15 protein-coding genes and 1 riboswitch are annotated in these 14026 nt (G+C 72.8%); of the genes, 12 read left to right on the top strand and 3 right to left on the bottom strand.

Going from position 1 to position 14026, the window contains the following annotated elements:
- Positions 1–44 precede the first annotated feature (44 nt).
- From ACLZOT_RS33550 to ACLZOT_RS33535, 4 genes are all read left to right on the top strand, one after another.
- The gene (locus ACLZOT_RS33550) at positions 45–656 is read left to right on the top strand and encodes a TetR/AcrR family transcriptional regulator (RefSeq protein WP_416972896.1); all 612 of its coding nucleotides are present in this window, start codon (positions 45–47) and stop codon (positions 654–656) included.
- Between the two features lie 56 nt (positions 657–712).
- On the top strand, positions 713–1330 hold the full coding sequence (locus ACLZOT_RS33545; RefSeq protein WP_416972895.1) for an ATP-dependent Clp protease proteolytic subunit: 618 nt from the start codon (positions 713–715) through the stop codon (positions 1328–1330).
- A gap of 7 nt (positions 1331–1337) precedes the next feature.
- Positions 1338–1640 (top strand): hypothetical protein, encoded by a 303-nt coding sequence (locus ACLZOT_RS33540; protein WP_416972894.1) that lies wholly within the window; start codon positions 1338–1340, stop codon positions 1638–1640.
- Between the two features lie 488 nt (positions 1641–2128).
- Positions 2129–2344: riboswitch (cyclic di-AMP (ydaO/yuaA leader) on the top strand.
- 3 nt (positions 2345–2347) lie between these two features.
- Positions 2348–2821, top strand: coding sequence for a C40 family peptidase (locus ACLZOT_RS33535; protein WP_416972893.1), 474 nt, complete (start codon positions 2348–2350; stop codon positions 2819–2821).
- Here ACLZOT_RS33535 and ACLZOT_RS33530 read toward each other — a convergent pair.
- Positions 2814–3251 carry an ATP-binding protein gene (locus tag ACLZOT_RS33530; RefSeq protein ID WP_416972892.1) on the bottom strand — a complete coding sequence of 146 codons (438 nt, stop codon included), beginning with the start codon at positions 3249–3251 and terminating at the stop codon, positions 2814–2816. The genes ACLZOT_RS33535 and ACLZOT_RS33530 overlap by 8 nt on opposite strands.
- A gap of 227 nt (positions 3252–3478) precedes the next feature.
- Between ACLZOT_RS33530 and ACLZOT_RS33525 the strand changes: the two genes are divergently transcribed.
- Entirely contained in the window at positions 3479–4339 is an 861-nt protein-coding gene (locus ACLZOT_RS33525; RefSeq protein ID WP_416972891.1) for a helix-turn-helix domain-containing protein, read from the top strand.
- Positions 4340–4351: 12 nt separating this feature from the next.
- Entirely contained in the window at positions 4352–4570 is a 219-nt protein-coding gene (locus ACLZOT_RS33520) for a DUF397 domain-containing protein (protein ID WP_416972890.1), read from the top strand.
- Between the two features lie 45 nt (positions 4571–4615).
- Here ACLZOT_RS33520 and ACLZOT_RS33515 read toward each other — a convergent pair whose 3' ends face one another.
- Positions 4616–5743, bottom strand: coding sequence for an 8-amino-7-oxononanoate synthase (locus ACLZOT_RS33515; RefSeq protein WP_416972889.1), 1128 nt, complete (start codon positions 5741–5743; stop codon positions 4616–4618).
- A 148-nt stretch (positions 5744–5891) separates the two neighbouring features.
- On the opposite strand from ACLZOT_RS33515, the gene bioB reads away from it, so the two are divergent.
- Genes bioB through bioD form a run of 3 tightly spaced genes read left to right on the top strand, consistent with a single transcriptional unit; the run spans position 5892 to position 9038 of the window.
- On the top strand, positions 5892–7055 hold the full coding sequence (gene bioB, locus ACLZOT_RS33510) for a biotin synthase BioB (RefSeq protein ID WP_416972888.1): 1164 nt from the start codon (positions 5892–5894) through the stop codon (positions 7053–7055).
- Positions 7048–8322 carry an adenosylmethionine--8-amino-7-oxononanoate transaminase gene (locus tag ACLZOT_RS33505; RefSeq protein ID WP_416972887.1) on the top strand — a complete coding sequence of 425 codons (1275 nt, stop codon included), beginning with the start codon at positions 7048–7050 and terminating at the stop codon, positions 8320–8322. The genes bioB and ACLZOT_RS33505 overlap by 8 nt, the downstream gene beginning before the upstream one ends.
- Before the next feature lie 2 nt (positions 8323–8324).
- Positions 8325–9038, top strand: coding sequence for a dethiobiotin synthase (gene bioD, locus ACLZOT_RS33500; protein ID WP_416972886.1), 714 nt, complete (start codon positions 8325–8327; stop codon positions 9036–9038).
- A 39-nt stretch (positions 9039–9077) separates the two neighbouring features.
- Here the strand turns inward: bioD and ACLZOT_RS33495 are convergent, their stop codons facing one another.
- Positions 9078–11336 carry a LuxR C-terminal-related transcriptional regulator gene (locus tag ACLZOT_RS33495; RefSeq protein ID WP_416972969.1) on the bottom strand — a complete coding sequence of 753 codons (2259 nt, stop codon included), beginning with the start codon at positions 11334–11336 and terminating at the stop codon, positions 9078–9080.
- A gap of 118 nt (positions 11337–11454) precedes the next feature.
- On the opposite strand from ACLZOT_RS33495, the gene ACLZOT_RS33490 reads away from it, so the two are divergent.
- From ACLZOT_RS33490 to ACLZOT_RS33480, 3 genes are all read left to right on the top strand, one after another.
- Positions 11455–12141 (top strand): esterase/lipase family protein, encoded by a 687-nt coding sequence (locus ACLZOT_RS33490; RefSeq protein WP_416972885.1) that lies wholly within the window; start codon positions 11455–11457, stop codon positions 12139–12141.
- Between the two features lie 75 nt (positions 12142–12216).
- Positions 12217–12873: a class I SAM-dependent methyltransferase gene (locus ACLZOT_RS33485; RefSeq protein ID WP_416972884.1), complete on the top strand. Its 657-nt coding sequence runs from the start codon at positions 12217–12219 to the stop codon at positions 12871–12873.
- A gap of 135 nt (positions 12874–13008) precedes the next feature.
- Positions 13009–14025, top strand: a complete 1017-nt coding sequence (locus ACLZOT_RS33480) for an ABC transporter ATP-binding protein (RefSeq protein WP_416972883.1) — start codon at positions 13009–13011, stop codon at positions 14023–14025.
- Position 14026: the final 1 nt, after the last annotated feature.

Raw genomic sequence — 14026 nt, 5'->3', positions numbered from 1 at the left:
TTCGGTAACTTCTGGGTTACGGCACACGGAGACGAGGAGCCACTGTGGGACGGCCGCGCACCCCCCTGCTGGACCGCCGGCGCATCGGTGCCGCGGCACTGCGCCTGGCCGACGAGAAGGGCACGCTCTCCATTCCGGCCCTGGCCAAGGCCCTGGGCGTCGCCCCGTCCGCGCTCTACCACCACGTCACCGGCCGCGACGAGATCATCTCGCTGATGCGCGAGGAACTCGCCCTGACGATGGGAGGCGACCAGGACTGGTCGCAGCCCTGGGACAAGGCCCTGGAGGACTGGGCCCGCTCCTACCTCGCCGCCTTCGCCGCCCACCCGGGGTCCGTCCCCCTGCTGGCCACCGCCCCGCTGGCCGAACCCTTCATGCACGCGATGTACGAGAAGGTCGCGAAGCTGCTCCTGGACGCCGGGTTCGCCGCGAAGGAGGTCATGCCGCTGATCACGGCGCTGGAGAGCTTCGTCCTCGGCTCCGCCCTCGACCTGGTGGCGCCGCCCGTGATGGTCCCCGACGTCGCCCGCGACACGGCTCCGCACCTCAGCGCCGTACTCGACCAGACCCCCGCCGACCGCAGCCGCGCCACCCTGGCCTTCGACCTCGGACTGCGGGCCCTGCTCACCGGATTCCGCGAGCTGCCGCGTCACTGACCCCTCCCCTACGTACGTCCTGTACATTTTTTACAGGCGCCGAAGGAGGGTCACCCATGAATGCCCATGCCCGTCACGTCCTGCCCGAGTTCCACGAACGCACGAGCAACGGCACGCGGACCCTGGACCCCTACTCGAAGCTCCTGGAGGAGCGGATCGTCTTCCTGGGGACGCCGGTCGACGACATCTCGGCGAACGACGTGATGGCCCAGTTCATGCACCTGGAGTACAAGGACCCGGACCAGGCGATCTCGCTGTACATCAACTCCCCGGGCGGCTCGTTCACGGCGATGTCGGCGATCTACGACACGATGCGGTACGTCAGCTGCGACGTGGAGACGATCTGCCTGGGCCAGGCGGGCTCGTCGGCGGCGGTCCTGCTCGCGGCCGGCACCCCGGGCCGGCGGCTGATGCTGCCCGGCGCGCGGGTGGTGATCGGCCAGCCCGAGGCCGGCGAGTTCCAGGGCCAGGCCAGCGATCTCGCCATCCAGGCCGAGGAGTTGAGCCGGGTCCGCGCCCTGCTGGAGGAACTGCTCGTCCGCCACACCGGCCGCACCCCCGAGCAGGTCACCGAGGACATCGAACGGGACCTGATCCTCGACGCGGACGCGGCGGTCGCGTACGGCGTCGTCGACCGGATCGTGTCCAACCGCGGGGCGAGCGGCGGAAGGTGAGGTCTGGATGCTGCCGGAACTCCCCCCGCTCCCGGCGCTGACGCGCGCGGAGGCCGATCTGATCGACCACTACCTGGCGGTCGTCGACCTCGTCGGCCGCATCAACCCGAGCCGGGACGGCGACACCTACCGGGGCCTGAGGGCCGCGCAGGCGCTGGTGGCGAAGGCTGCGGCGCTGCGCGACGCCCTGACGCTGATGCACCAGCGCGGCGAGCACGAGGTCCACGCCGAGACGCTGGCCCGCGCGCTGCGGGTCCTGGACGGCGACCGCCGTACGGCGAGGGTGACGCTGCCGCCGCCCCGGAACTGAGCCTTCCGCAGGACGCGTGCGGCGCGGGGGACTCGGGCCGCGTGCGCCCCACGCGCCCTCCCGTGTCCCGCCGCCGCACAGGAGCACATCGGCGCACGGCCCCCTCGTCCCCCGTGCGCGTGCCTCCGCCCGTGCTCCCGCGCGGCGACGTACGGGGGCGTCACGGAGTGCGTGATTCCGCATCGGCACGGCGGGTCCGGCGAAGCGGCGGCCGGTGGCGTAGAACCGTCCCCCGTTCGGCGTAACGAGGTTTCCCCCGGGCGGCCCTCAGGACTTGCGCAACCTGCGGATACGGGGTGCGGACCGGGGCATTCCGGCCCTGATCGACGGCTGCGCAGGTGACGGACACGTGACCGTTCTCTGAACTGTTCACCCGAATGGCCCAGTCGTGAGTAAGGCCACAAATCCTCGAATTCGTTGGGTATTTCGGTCACGAGTGAGTCAAGATCCCTGACTGACGACAAGCCCCCGCCACAGAGGCGGGGCGGTCCGGGTGGACGCCGAGTCCTGCCGCTGCCCGGATGACCGAGTCGACAGGAGTGCATCGGCAGGAGTGGAGGACCCGAGCAGTACGGGTCGCCGGAACGGTCACACCATGGCCGTACCGCGCAGCCCTTGGGGTGAAGCCGTGGTGACACGGCCGGGCCAACTTCGCCAGCCCGAATCCGACAGGTCATCCTTCTCAGGCGGTTGACGAAGGGTTGCGCATGACTGCGCTCAATCGTGTCCCGTCGATGATGGTCCGAGCCGGTACGGTCTCGGCCTTCGCACTGGCCGCCGTGGGCGGCTCCGTGGTCGTACCGGGCGTCGCCTCCGGCGCCGAGGCGGCCACCGCGTCGACGAAGGCGCTCCAGGTGGCGGCGTCCAAGAAGGGCGCACCGTACAAGTACGGCGCCGCCGGGCCCAAGCGGTTCGACTGCTCGGGGCTCACGCAGTACGCGTTCAAGAAGGCCGGCAAGTCCCTGCCGCGCACGGCGGCCCAGCAGTACAACAGGACCAAGCACATCTCCACGTCGAAGCGGCAGAAGGGGGACCTGGTCTTCTTCCACTCGGGCTCGAACGTCTACCACGTCGGGATATACGCGGGCGCCAATAAGGTGTGGCACTCGCCGAAGACGGGTGACGTGGTGCGGCTCCAGAAGATCTGGACCAAGAGCGTCTGGTACGGCCGGGTCAAGTAGCCCGGTCCGCGACCGCCGTCCAGGGCAGCTCGCACAGCACCGTCTTGCCGCCCTCCTGCGTGGGCCGCACCTTCAGGCGCCCCCCGCACTCCGCCGTCAGCGAGCGGATGATCACCATCCCCCGGCCGTTGTCCTGCTGGACAGCGGCCGGGAGGCGTTTGGGGAAGCGCGGGTGGCTGTCGGTGACGCCGACGCTGAGCTGTTCGTCCCGGTCGAGGACGAGGTCGACGGTGAAGGTCGGCGACTGACCCAGGGTGTGCTGGACGGCGTTGGTGGCGAGTTCGGAGACGATCAGGCGGATGGTCTCGGCGAGGTCCGCGCCGGGCGGCAGGCCCCACTCCGCGAGCGTGCCCGCGGTGAAGGTACGGGCCGCGGCGACCGACAGCGGGTCGCTCGGCAGGGTGACGGATGCTTCCAGGTGGTCTGCCATGGCGACGTCGTCCCTTTCCCACGGGACCGGCGTCCGACACGCGGCGGATGGTTCGAGTACGGTCCCGGAACTGGTGCTTCACCGTCAGACTGCCATTTCCACGGCCGTCCTGTGCGGCGATCCACCAGGATGTGCATATATCTGTCGCCCGAAGCGGTGAACTCTGCCACGACAGATCGGATTTGGGCGGCCCGCAAGGAGTAATGGGGAGCAGTGAGGAGAAGGGCATGCAACACGGCCCCGCCGTACGCCGCCGCAAACTGGGCGCGGAACTGCGTGCGTTACGCAATCGGGCCCGGCTCACGAGCGGCGAGGCGGCCCGGCTGGTGGGCTGGCACCAGTCGAAGGTGAGCCGGATCGAGACCGGCACCAGCAGTGCGAAACCGGCCGATGTGGCGCTCCTCCTGGACGCCTACGGGGTGAGCGACCACCGGCTGCGGGAACTGATGCTGGTGCTCGCCGGGGACGGCGAGAGCGTCGGCCGGGACCACTGGTGGCACGCCTACCGGGGTGTACTGCCGCCCACCTACCGGGACTTCATCAGCCTGGAGTCGCAGGCGAGCGCGATGCGCACGCTGGAGACGACGGTGGTCCCGGGGCTGCTCCAGACCCCCGAGTACGCCCGCGCGGTGACCCGCTCGGCCCTGGAGGGCGCGGACGAGGGCCAGTTGGACGCGCTGGTGGAGGTGCGCCTGGCCCGGCAGGACGTGCTGCGCGGGGATCCGCCGCTGCTGCTGAGCGCGGTGCTCGACGAGGCGGTGCTGCGCCGTCAGGTGGGCGGGCCCGAGGTGATGGCGGCACAACTGGAACGGCTCCTCGACGACGCGCGGCTCCCCCAAGTGACGCTCCAGGTACTCCCGTTCACCGCCGGAGCGCATATCGGCGTCACGGGGCCTTTCGTTGTCTTCTCGTTTTCGAGCGTTTCCGATCTGGATGTGGTCGTTCTTGACCACTTGACGAGTAGTCATCACCTTGAGGGGAAGGAAGACCTCCGGGCCTACTCGGAGGCTTTCACCAACCTTCAGATCCACGCCCTTTCACCCGAGGACTCGTTGGATTTCATCGCCGGGATAGGTGACGGCGCGTAAGGAGGCACCCCCATGTCAGCACTGCCTCGGAACGTACCTTCCGCAAGCGCACTGCATCTCGCACTGCCCGAGGCTCGATGGCTGCGCAGCAGCTACAGCACCGGAGCCAACAACTGTGTGGAGACCGCCCCGTTCACGGGTCTCCTCGCGGTCCGCGACTCCAAGTCCCCCACCGGACCCGCACTGCTCTTCACCCCGGGGAGCTGGGCAGGGTTCACCTCGGCACTCTGATCAAGCGCGGCGCTCAGGAAACACAGCACGGCCGTGTCCGCCGACTCATGGTCGTGTCGCGTCGATCACCCGCACAGCGCGGTCCAGCTCGACCCCGGAGAGGTCCGCGCGGGCGGTCAGCCGCAGCCGTGAGACACCGTCGGGCACGGAAGGGGGCCTGAAGCACCCCACCGCGAGCCCCGCCGTCCGGCAGTCCGCCGCCCAGCGGAGGGCCGCCTCGGGCGACGGGGCGCGCACGGAGACGACCGCGGCGTCGGGACGTACCGCGTCCAGGCCCGCGGCCGTCAGCCGGTCGTGCAGCTCGCCCGCGACCTCGCGGGCCCGCCGCGCGCGCTCGGGTTCGCGCCGCAGCAGCCTGAGGGCCGCGAGGGCGGCGCCGGCCGCCGCCGGGGCGAGTCCCGTGTCGAAGATGAACGTGCGGGCCGCGTTGACGAGATGGTCGATCACCTTCGCCGGTCCCAGCACCGCGCCGCCCTGGCTGCCCAGCGACTTCGACAGGGTGACGGTGACGACGACGTCGTCCGCGCCCGCGAGCCCCGCCGCGTACGGCGCCCCGCGCCCGCCGTCGCCGACGACCCCGAGGCCGTGCGCGTCGTCCACGACCAGCCCGGCGCCCGCTTCCCGGCAGGCCGCCGCGAGCCGCGGCAGGGGGGCCGCGTCGCCGTCCACGGAGAACACGGTGTCGGAGACGACGACCGCCTCCCCGTCGTACGTGCGCAGCGTCTTGCGGACGGCCTCCGGGTCGGCGTGGCCGACGACCTGGACGGTGCCGCGGGCCAGGCGGCAGCCGTCGATGAGGGAGGCGTGGTTGCCCGCGTCGGACAGGACGAGGGTGCCCTCGGGGGCGAGGGCGGTGACCGCGGCGAGGTTGGCGGCGTAGCCGGAGGAGAACACGAGCGCCGCCTCGGCGCCGCAGAAATCGGCCAGTTCGCGTTCCAGTTCGGCGTGCAGCTGCGTCGTACCGGTGACGAGGCGGGAACCGGTCGCGCCGCCGCCCCAGGTCCTGGCCGCCTCCGCCGCGCCCCCGGTGACCTCGGGGTGGCGGGCCAGGCCCAGGTAGTCGTTGCTCGCGAGGTCGAGCAGGGGACTGTCGGCGGGGCGCGGGCGCAGGGTGCGGACGAGTCCGGCGCGGCGGCGCGCGGCCGCGTGGTCGTCGATCCAGCCGAACGCCATGGGTCCTCCGGGGATTTTGTAGACAGCGAACAGACCCTAGCGGGCCGACAAGCCGCCCACTGTGTGGCAATACCCACACGTCAAACGGTGTCTGTTGTGCGATCCCCACCTTGGCCGCGAGGCGTCCGGTAGGACAGGATCGGCTCCCATGGACCTGCTGACGACGCTGGTGGACAAGGGGCTTCGGCGCGAGCCGCCGACCCGTGAGGAAGCGCTCGCCGTGCTGCGCACCTCCGACGACGACGTGCTGGACGTGGTGGCCGCGGCCGGGAAGGTGCGCCGGCACTGGTTCGGGCGCCGGGTGAAACTGAACTACCTGATCAACCTCAAGTCGGGCCTGTGCCCCGAGGACTGCTCGTACTGCTCGCAGCGGCTCGGTTCCACGACCGGGATCCTCAAGTACACGTGGATCAAGCCGGACGAGGCGTCCCGTACGGCCGCCGCCGGGGTCGCCGGGGGCGCCAAGCGGGTCTGCCTGGTGGCGTCCGGGCGCGGCCCGACCGACCGTGACGTGGAGCGGGTCGCGGGCACGATCAAGGCCATCAAGGACGAGAACGAGGGCGTCGAGGTCTGCGCCTGCCTCGGCCTGCTCACCGACGGCCAGGCGGAGCGGCTGCGCGAGGCCGGCGCCGACGCCTACAACCACAACCTCAACACGTCCGAGTCGACGTACGGCGAGATCACCACGACCCACACGTACGCCGACCGCGTCGACACCGTGCAGAAGGCGCACGCGGCCGGGCTCTCCGCCTGCTCCGGGCTCATCGCCGGGATGGGCGAGAGCGCCGAGGACCTCGTCGACGTCGTCTTCTCGCTGCGCGCGCTCGACCCCGACTCGGTGCCGGTCAACTTCCTCATCCCCGTCGAGGGCACGCCCCTCGCCGAGGAGTGGCACCTCAGCCCGCAGCACTGTCTGCGGATCCTCGCGATGGTGCGGTTCGTGTGCCCCGACATCGAGGTGCGGATCGCGGGCGGGCGTGAGGTCCACCTCCGGTCGATGCAGCCCCTCGCGCTGCACCTCGCCAACTCGATCTTCCTCGGCGACTATCTGACGACCGAGGGCCAGGCCGGACAGGCGGACCTGGACATGATCGCGGACGCCGGGTTCGAGGTGGAGGGCGCGGACCAGGTCACGTTGCCCGACCATCGGGTGCAGGCGGGGAGCGGCGGCGGGTGCGGGTCGCACGAGGGCGGCGGGGTGTGCGGTACGTCCGACTCGGCGCCGTCGGTGTCCGCGTCCGGTGAGCCCCGTACCGATCTCGTCGCCGTCCGCCGTCGGGGCGTCGGAACGGACCTCGCGCCGAATGCCTGACGTACCCGAGTTGTTGGAGCTGGACCGGCGGCACGTCTGGCATCCGTACGGTCCGATGCCCGGTGCCGTCGAACCGCTCGTCGTCGAGGCGGCGAGCGGGGTCCGGCTCCGGCTCGCGGACGGCCGGGGCGAGTTGGTGGACGGCATGTCGTCGTGGTGGTCGGCGATCCACGGCTACCGGCACCCGGCGCTGGACGAGGCCGCGCGCGAGCAGCTCGGCCGGATGAGCCACGTCATGTTCGGCGGGCTGACCCACGAACCCGCCGTCCGGCTCGCGAAGTTGCTCGTCGACATCACACCCGAGGGCCTGGAGCACGTGTTCCTCGCGGACTCGGGGTCGGTGTCGGTCGAGGTCGCGGTCAAGATGTGCCTCCAGTACTGGCGTTCACTCGGCCGACCGGGCAAGCAGCGCCTGCTGACCTGGCGCGGCGGCTACCACGGCGACACCTGGCACCCGATGTCCGTGTGCGACCCCGAAGGGGGGATGCACGAGCTGTGGTCGGGCGTCCTGCCCCGCCAGCTCTTCGTGGGCGCACCGCCGTCGGAGTACGACGAGGGGTACGCCGACGAGCTGCGCGCGGCGATTGCGCGCCACGCGGACGAGCTGGCCGCCGTCATCGTGGAGCCGGTCGTGCAGGGCGCGGGCGGGATGCGGTTCCACTCCCCCGCGTACCTGCGCGTGCTGCGCGAGGCGTGCGACGAGCACGGCGTGCTGCTGGTGTTCGACGAGATCGCGACCGGGTTCGGGCGTACGGGCGCCCTGTTCGCGGCGGACCACGCGGCGGTGACGCCGGACGTGATGTGCGTCGGCAAGGCGCTGACCGGCGGCTATCTGACCCTCGCGGCGACGCTGTGCACGCCGCGCGTCGCCGAGGGGATCTCGCGCGGCGAGGTCCCGGTGCTGGCCCACGGGCCGACGTTCATGGGCAATCCGCTGGCCTCCGCCGTCGCCCGCGCCTCGATCGAGCTGCTGCTCGGGCAGGACTGGGCGGCCGAAGTGAAGCGGATCGAGACGGGGTTGACGGAGGGGCTCGCAACAGCCGCTTCGGTGCCGGGAGTCCGGGACGTCCGGGTTCTCGGGGCCATCGGGGTCGTCCAGTTGGACCACCCCGTCGACATGGCGGCGGCTACGGCGGCGGCCGTGCGCGAGGGCGTGTGGCTGCGGCCGTTCCGCGACCTCGTCTACACGATGCCGCCGTACGTCACCGGCGACGACGACGTCGCCCGGATCGCGCGCGCGGTGTGCGCCGCCGCGCGGGAGGGATGAGCATGGCGGTCCTGGTCGTCACGGGGACGGGCACGGAGGTCGGAAAGACCGCTGTCACGGCGGCAGTTGCCGCCGCGGCGGTCGCGGCGGGGCGTACGGTCGCCGTGCTGAAGGCCGCGCAGACCGGGGTAGGCCCTGAGGAGGCGGGGGATGCCGCCGAGGTCGCTCGGCTCGCCGGGGCGGTCACCGTCGCCGAGTGCGCGCGCTATCCCGAACCGCTCGCCCCGGCAACCGCCGCGCGGCGGGCGGGACTTGCTCCGGTGCGCCCTCAGGACGTCGTCGAGCTGGCCCAGAAGCTGGCGGTGGAGCACGACTTGGTGCTCGTCGAGGGGGCCGGGGGGCTGCTCGTGCGGTTCGACGAGGAGGGGGGCAACCTCGCCGACGTCGCCGCGCTGCTGGGGGCGCCGGTGCTGCTGGTCGCCTCCGCCGGGCTCGGGACGCTCAACACGACCGAGCTGACGGCCCGTGAACTGCGGTCCCGTGAGGTCGAGTTGCTCGGGGTCGTCATCGGGAGCTGGCCTCGGGTGCCGGATCTGGCGATGCGGTGCAATGTCGAGGATCTGCCGGTGGTGTCGGGGGCGCCGCTGCTGGGGGTGCTGCCGGAGGGGGTGGGGGCGCTGACTCCGGCCGACTTCCGGGAGGCTGCGGGGAGTTGGCTGGCGGGGCGGCTGGACGGCGTCTGGGACGCGGAGGAGTTCCGGGCGGGGCTGGAGTGAGGCTGGGGAGTTGGGGTTTTACGCCCGACTCCCTTCCCCCTAGGGCGATTCCGCCAGGATCCGGACCAGCTCGATCCGTGACCTGATCCCCAAGCGGTTGAAGACTCCCCGCAGATGGTGGTCGATCGTGCGCGGGCTCAGTGCGAGGCGCGCGGCGATCTCCCGGTTCGTCGCGCCGTCGGCGGCCATGCGGGCGACCAGCAACTGCTGGGCCGTGAGCGCGTCGACGGGGCTGGTGGACGCGCGTAGCGGCGCGGCGGGTGCGCCCAGGGCCCGCAGTTCGGCGCGCGCGAGGTCCGCGCAGTGCGGGGAGCCGAAGGAGGTGAACGCCTCAAGTGCGCTGTGCAGCCGGTCCCTTGCCTCGGTCCGGCGGCGCAGGCGGCGCAGCGCGCTGCCGAACAGCAACTCCGTGCGGGCGCGTTCGAAGTCGCGGGTGCCGTCGGCGTGCAGGTCGAGGGCGGCCCGGTAGTGGTCCACGGCCTCGGCGCCCGGTGTGAGCAGGGCCCGGCAGCGGGCGCTCAGGGCGAGGTCGTCGGGGCTGCGGACGGCTCGCGCCCAGCGGTCGTAGTCGGCGTGGGCGGCCCGCGCGACGCGGGTGTCGCCGGTGCGGACGGCGGCCTCTACGTACGCGGGGGTCGCGAGGTGCCGTATCGCGCGGTGGCCGTGGCCGGGGCCGAACCCGGCGAGCGCGCGGAGTCTCGCGGCGGCGGCGTCGAACTGTCCGGTGCCGAGGTCGAGGACGGCCAGCGCCCACTGGGCGAGGGCGGCGGGCAGGCCGAGGCCGTGCGCGAGGGCGTGCGCGCGTGCGGCGGCGGCGCGTTCGCGGCACAGGTCGGCGTCCCCGGTGAGCGCCGCGAACATCGCCAGGGCCGCCTGGAGGTGGCAGGCCGCGTTGTCCTGGCCGGTCGTGTACGCGTCCCTCAGCGCCTCCAGCGCCGCCGCCTCCGCCGCCCGTGGCCGCCCGGTCCAGAAGTCGGCGTACACCTGGAACTCCCGTGCCTGGACGACCGTCCCGGCGGCGCCCCTCGCCCTCGCCGACTCCGCCGCTCTGTGCGTCGCGGTGGCGGCGCGGGTGTGGTCGCCGAGCATCAGCGCCGCGATGCCGGCGTGCACGAGGAGGGTGGGGTCGCCGCCGGGGCCGCAGCGGCCCGCGGCGGCTTCCAGGAGGTCCCTGGCGTCCCGGTAGCGGCCGTCGACGGCCGCCGCGAGGCCGGGGAGGACTCCGGGCGGGGTGACGCCGGTGCGGTGGGTGAGGGCGAGGGCTTCCCGGCAGCGGCGGAGGTCGCCGGTGTAGATGGCGGCTTCGGTGGCTCGGGCGAGGAGGTGAGGGGTGTCGGTGGGGTCGGGGGTGGTGTGGCCTTTGGTGCTGGTGCGGCTCGTGGTGTCGGCGTGGCGAAACGTTCCGCCGCCTCCGCCGTCCTCGTCGCCCTCTTCGTCCTCGATCCCGCTCCTCCTCGCCACCCCCGCCAGCACCGCGTCGAACGCCTCCCCCGCGTTGCCCGCGCGCAGCGCGAGGACCCCCGAGAGGGCGTCGGCGTCGGTGCGGGCCGCGAGGAGGCGGGCGTGGTCGCCGTCGCCCGACTCCCAGGCGTCGGCCGCCGCGCGCGCGAGGAGGCGGGTGCGGACGGCGGGGTCGGGGGCGAGGGTCGCGGCACGTTCCGCGAGGGCGCGGGCGAGCGCGGGGACGCCCGCCGCGCGCGCGTGGCCGGCCGCCGAGGCGAGTTCCCCGGCGAGCCGCCCGCTGGGCCCGAGGGCGCCCGCGCCCCGGTGCCAGGCGCGGTACGGGGTCTCGGCGGCGCCGTTCAGCACGCGCGCGAGGAGGCGGTGGGCGTCGCGGCGGTCCGTGAAGGTCGCCGTCTCGTACGCGGCGACGCGGATCCAGTGGTCACGGAAGGCGACGCCGTCGGGAGTGGTGCAGGCGAGCCCGGCGGCCTCGGCGGCCTCCAGGGGGCGCGCGTCGAGGCCGGCTGCGGCCACCGCGCGCAGGAACGCGCGGGTGGGGACGGGGTGCTGGTCGGCGGCGGCGAGCAGGAGCAGGCGGCGCGTGTCCTCGGGGAGCGCGCGGATCTCGCGTCTTCGCGCGCGCAGGAGGTCGGGGGCGAGGGCCGCCGGTTCGGAGGGCAGGGGGTCGAGGCCGGCCGCCTGGCGGGCGGTCAGCCGTGCCGCGATCTCGGCGGCGGCGCGGGGGTCGCCGTACGCGCGCACGCGCACCCGCGCCCGGACGCCTTCGGTGGGGGCGAAGGCGGGGCGGGGCGGTGGCGAAGTGCGGTCGAGCGTGGGGGGAGTCACCGGAGTCACCACACTATTCACGTTACTGGCGGGTTACTTGAGCCGTAAAGACCGGCGACTTCACCGATGCGGCGCGCGGAGAGCGCACCGGACACTCCTGGCGACCCCACCCGTACCAGGAGGCATCATGCAGCGCCCCATGCGTCGCATCGCCGCGGCCGTCTCGGCCGTGTTCGCTTCGCTCCTTCTGTCGCTCTCCCTGTCCGTTCCGGCCGCCCACGCGGCGACGCACAATCCGGTCATTTTCGTGCACGGTCTCAGCAGTGACTCCAGTAGCTGGGACGACTGGGTCGCGGACTTCAAGGCGGACGGCTACACCGCGTCCGAGCTGGACGCGTGGTCCTACAGCTGGACGCAGTCGAACGTCACGACCGCGCAGCAGCTCGCCACGGAGGTCAAGAACGTCCTCGCCCGCACGGGCGCTTCGAAGGTCGACATCGTCGCTCATTCCATGGGTGTGCTCAGCACGCGTTACTACCTGAAGAACCTGGGTGGAACGGCCTATGTCGACGACTTCGTGTCGACGGCGGGCGTCAACCACGGGACGACGACCGCGGCCTGGTGCGCGTGGCTGTACACGTCGTGCTCGGAGATGAACACCGGGAGCTCGTTCCTGACGTCCCTGAACTCCGGTGACGAGACGCCGGGCAGCGTGTCGTACGCGAGCTACTGGTCGAACTGCGACGACGCGCTCACGCCGGACACGACGGCGATCCTGAGCGGGGCGACGAACGTCGAGGTCGGGTGTATCTCGCACACCGACATGAACAACGACTACGGCGTCTACCAGCAGGTCCGCAACTTCATCGCCTGACGGCTCGTTTCCGAGGGGGTGCGCGGCGCCCGTGCGGGGGACAATCGCGGCAGAGCCCGCGGGCAGGAGGTCCCCATGCCGACGCGCACCCCCAAGGACGCCGTCCGCCACCCGGTCTTCGCGCGTTTCTACACGCGCTTCAGCGTCGCGGCCGAGCCGTCCGTGGGGCCGCTGCGCGCCGAGCTGCTGGCGGGGCTCTCCGGGCGGGTCATCGAGATCGGCGCCGGGAACGGACTGAACTTCGCGCACTATCCGGCGGCCGTCTCCGAGGTCGTCGCCCTCGAACCGGAGCGGCTGCTGCGGCAGTCGGCGCGGGTGGCCGCGCTGCGCGCCGAGGTGCCGGTCGACGTCGTGCCGGGGGTCGCGGAGGCGCTGCCGGTGAAGAGCGAGGCGTTCGACGCGGCCGTGCTGTCGCTGACGCTGTGCAGTGTGCGGGACGTGGAGCGGGCGTTGCGGGAGGTCCGGCGGGTGCTGCGGCCGGGGGGTGAGCTGCGGTTCTTCGAGCACGGGCGGGGTGGGGGCGCGGTGATGCGGGGTGTGCAGCGGGGGCTGGACCGGACGGTGTGGCCGCTGTTGTTCGGGGGGTGTCGTCTGGACCGGGATCCGGTGGCGGCGATCGTCGGGGCGGGGTTCGAGCTCGGGGAGCACCGCAGGATGCTGGTGCCGCCGACGGGGTTGGTGACGCCGGCTTCGTACTGCGTGCTGGGGACGGCTCGCAAGGCGGTGGGCTGAGCGCCGCGGGCTCTGCGGGCCGGGGTCTCCACCCGTGGGTGGAGAGGGAGTTGGGGACTTGAGAGGGATACCGTCCGCTGAGGGGGCGACCCTACGCTCGGAGGCACGAGGAAGGTGCCGAGCGAGGAGGCCGCAGTGTCCGTATCCGCCGTGCAGCAGGACTCCGGGCTCGACCGGGTCGCGGCCCGGGCGCGGGGCCTGACGAAGGCGTACGGCTCCGGTGAGACCGCCGTCCTGGCGCTGGACGGGGTGGACGTGGACATCGCGCGGGGCCGGTTCACGGCGGTGATGGGCCCCTCGGGGTCGGGCAAGTCGACGCTGATGCACTGCCTCGCCGGTCTGGACTCCGTCTCGGCGGGCCGCGTCTGGCTGGGCGACACGGAGGTCACGACGCTGAACGACCGCGAGCTGACCCGCCTGCGGCGCGACCGGGTCGGTTTCATGTTCCAGTCGTTCAACCTGATCCCGACGCTGACGGCGGGCGAGAACATCACCCTGCCCATGGACATCGCGGGCCGTGAGCCGGACCGGAAATGGCTGGCCGAGATCATCGGCACCCTGGGCCTGCGCGACCGTCTCAAGCACCGCCCCGCCCAGCTCTCCGGCGGCCAGCAGCAGCGCGTGGCGTGCGCCCGCGCCCTGGTCTCCCGCCCCGACCTGATCTTCGCCGACGAGCCCACCGGCAACCTCGACTCCCGAGCCGGCCTGGAGGTCCTCACGATCCTCCGCCAGGCCGTCGACGCCCTGGGCCAGACGGTCGTGATGGTCACCCACGACCCGACCGCCGCCGCCCACTCGGACCTGGTCCTGTTCCTGGCGGACGGCCGCATCGTGGAGGACATGGAACGGCCCACGGCGGAGGGGGTGCTGGAGCGGCTACGGCTGTTCGCGGGCGGGGGCGGTGCATCGCCGGAGCCGGACGGGGCGGGAGTGGGCGACGGTGAGGTGCACGGGCGGGACCCGGCTCGTGGAACCCACGCGGGCCGGGCCCCGGACGCGGCCGGAGCCGGTGGGACACGCCGGCCGGACGATCCGGAAGCCGGTCCCGGTGCGACGGGCGGCCCGGGTCCGGCGGATGCCGACGCCGACGGCACTCGCCCCGCCCCCGGCGCACCCCCGGTCCCCCGCTCCGACCCCCGCGCGGAGGACTGAG

The organism is Streptomyces sp. 4F14, assembly GCF_048159485.1.
Classification (GTDB): domain Bacteria; phylum Actinomycetota; class Actinomycetes; order Streptomycetales; family Streptomycetaceae; genus Streptomyces.
This window is presented reverse-complemented; position numbering and strand designations above follow the sequence as displayed.

Coding starts and splice junctions, on each gene's coding strand:
- ACLZOT_RS33530 (WP_416972892.1), bottom strand. CDS start 3,251: ATGGCAGACCACCTGGAAGCATCCGTCACCCTGCCGAGCGACCCGCTG.
- ACLZOT_RS33490 (WP_416972885.1), top strand. CDS start 11,455: ATGCAGCGCCCCATGCGTCGCATCGCCGCGGCCGTCTCGGCCGTGTTC.
- ACLZOT_RS33545 (WP_416972895.1), top strand. CDS start 713: ATGAATGCCCATGCCCGTCACGTCCTGCCCGAGTTCCACGAACGCACG.
- ACLZOT_RS33535 (WP_416972893.1), top strand. CDS start 2,348: ATGACTGCGCTCAATCGTGTCCCGTCGATGATGGTCCGAGCCGGTACG.
- ACLZOT_RS33525 (WP_416972891.1), top strand. CDS start 3,479: ATGCAACACGGCCCCGCCGTACGCCGCCGCAAACTGGGCGCGGAACTG.
- ACLZOT_RS33540 (WP_416972894.1), top strand. CDS start 1,338: ATGCTGCCGGAACTCCCCCCGCTCCCGGCGCTGACGCGCGCGGAGGCC.
- ACLZOT_RS33520 (WP_416972890.1), top strand. CDS start 4,352: ATGTCAGCACTGCCTCGGAACGTACCTTCCGCAAGCGCACTGCATCTC.
- bioB (WP_416972888.1), top strand. CDS start 5,892: ATGGACCTGCTGACGACGCTGGTGGACAAGGGGCTTCGGCGCGAGCCG.
- ACLZOT_RS33505 (WP_416972887.1), top strand. CDS start 7,048: ATGCCTGACGTACCCGAGTTGTTGGAGCTGGACCGGCGGCACGTCTGG.
- ACLZOT_RS33515 (WP_416972889.1), bottom strand. CDS start 5,743: ATGGCGTTCGGCTGGATCGACGACCACGCGGCCGCGCGCCGCCGCGCC.
- ACLZOT_RS33485 (WP_416972884.1), top strand. CDS start 12,217: ATGCCGACGCGCACCCCCAAGGACGCCGTCCGCCACCCGGTCTTCGCG.
- bioD (WP_416972886.1), top strand. CDS start 8,325: ATGGCGGTCCTGGTCGTCACGGGGACGGGCACGGAGGTCGGAAAGACC.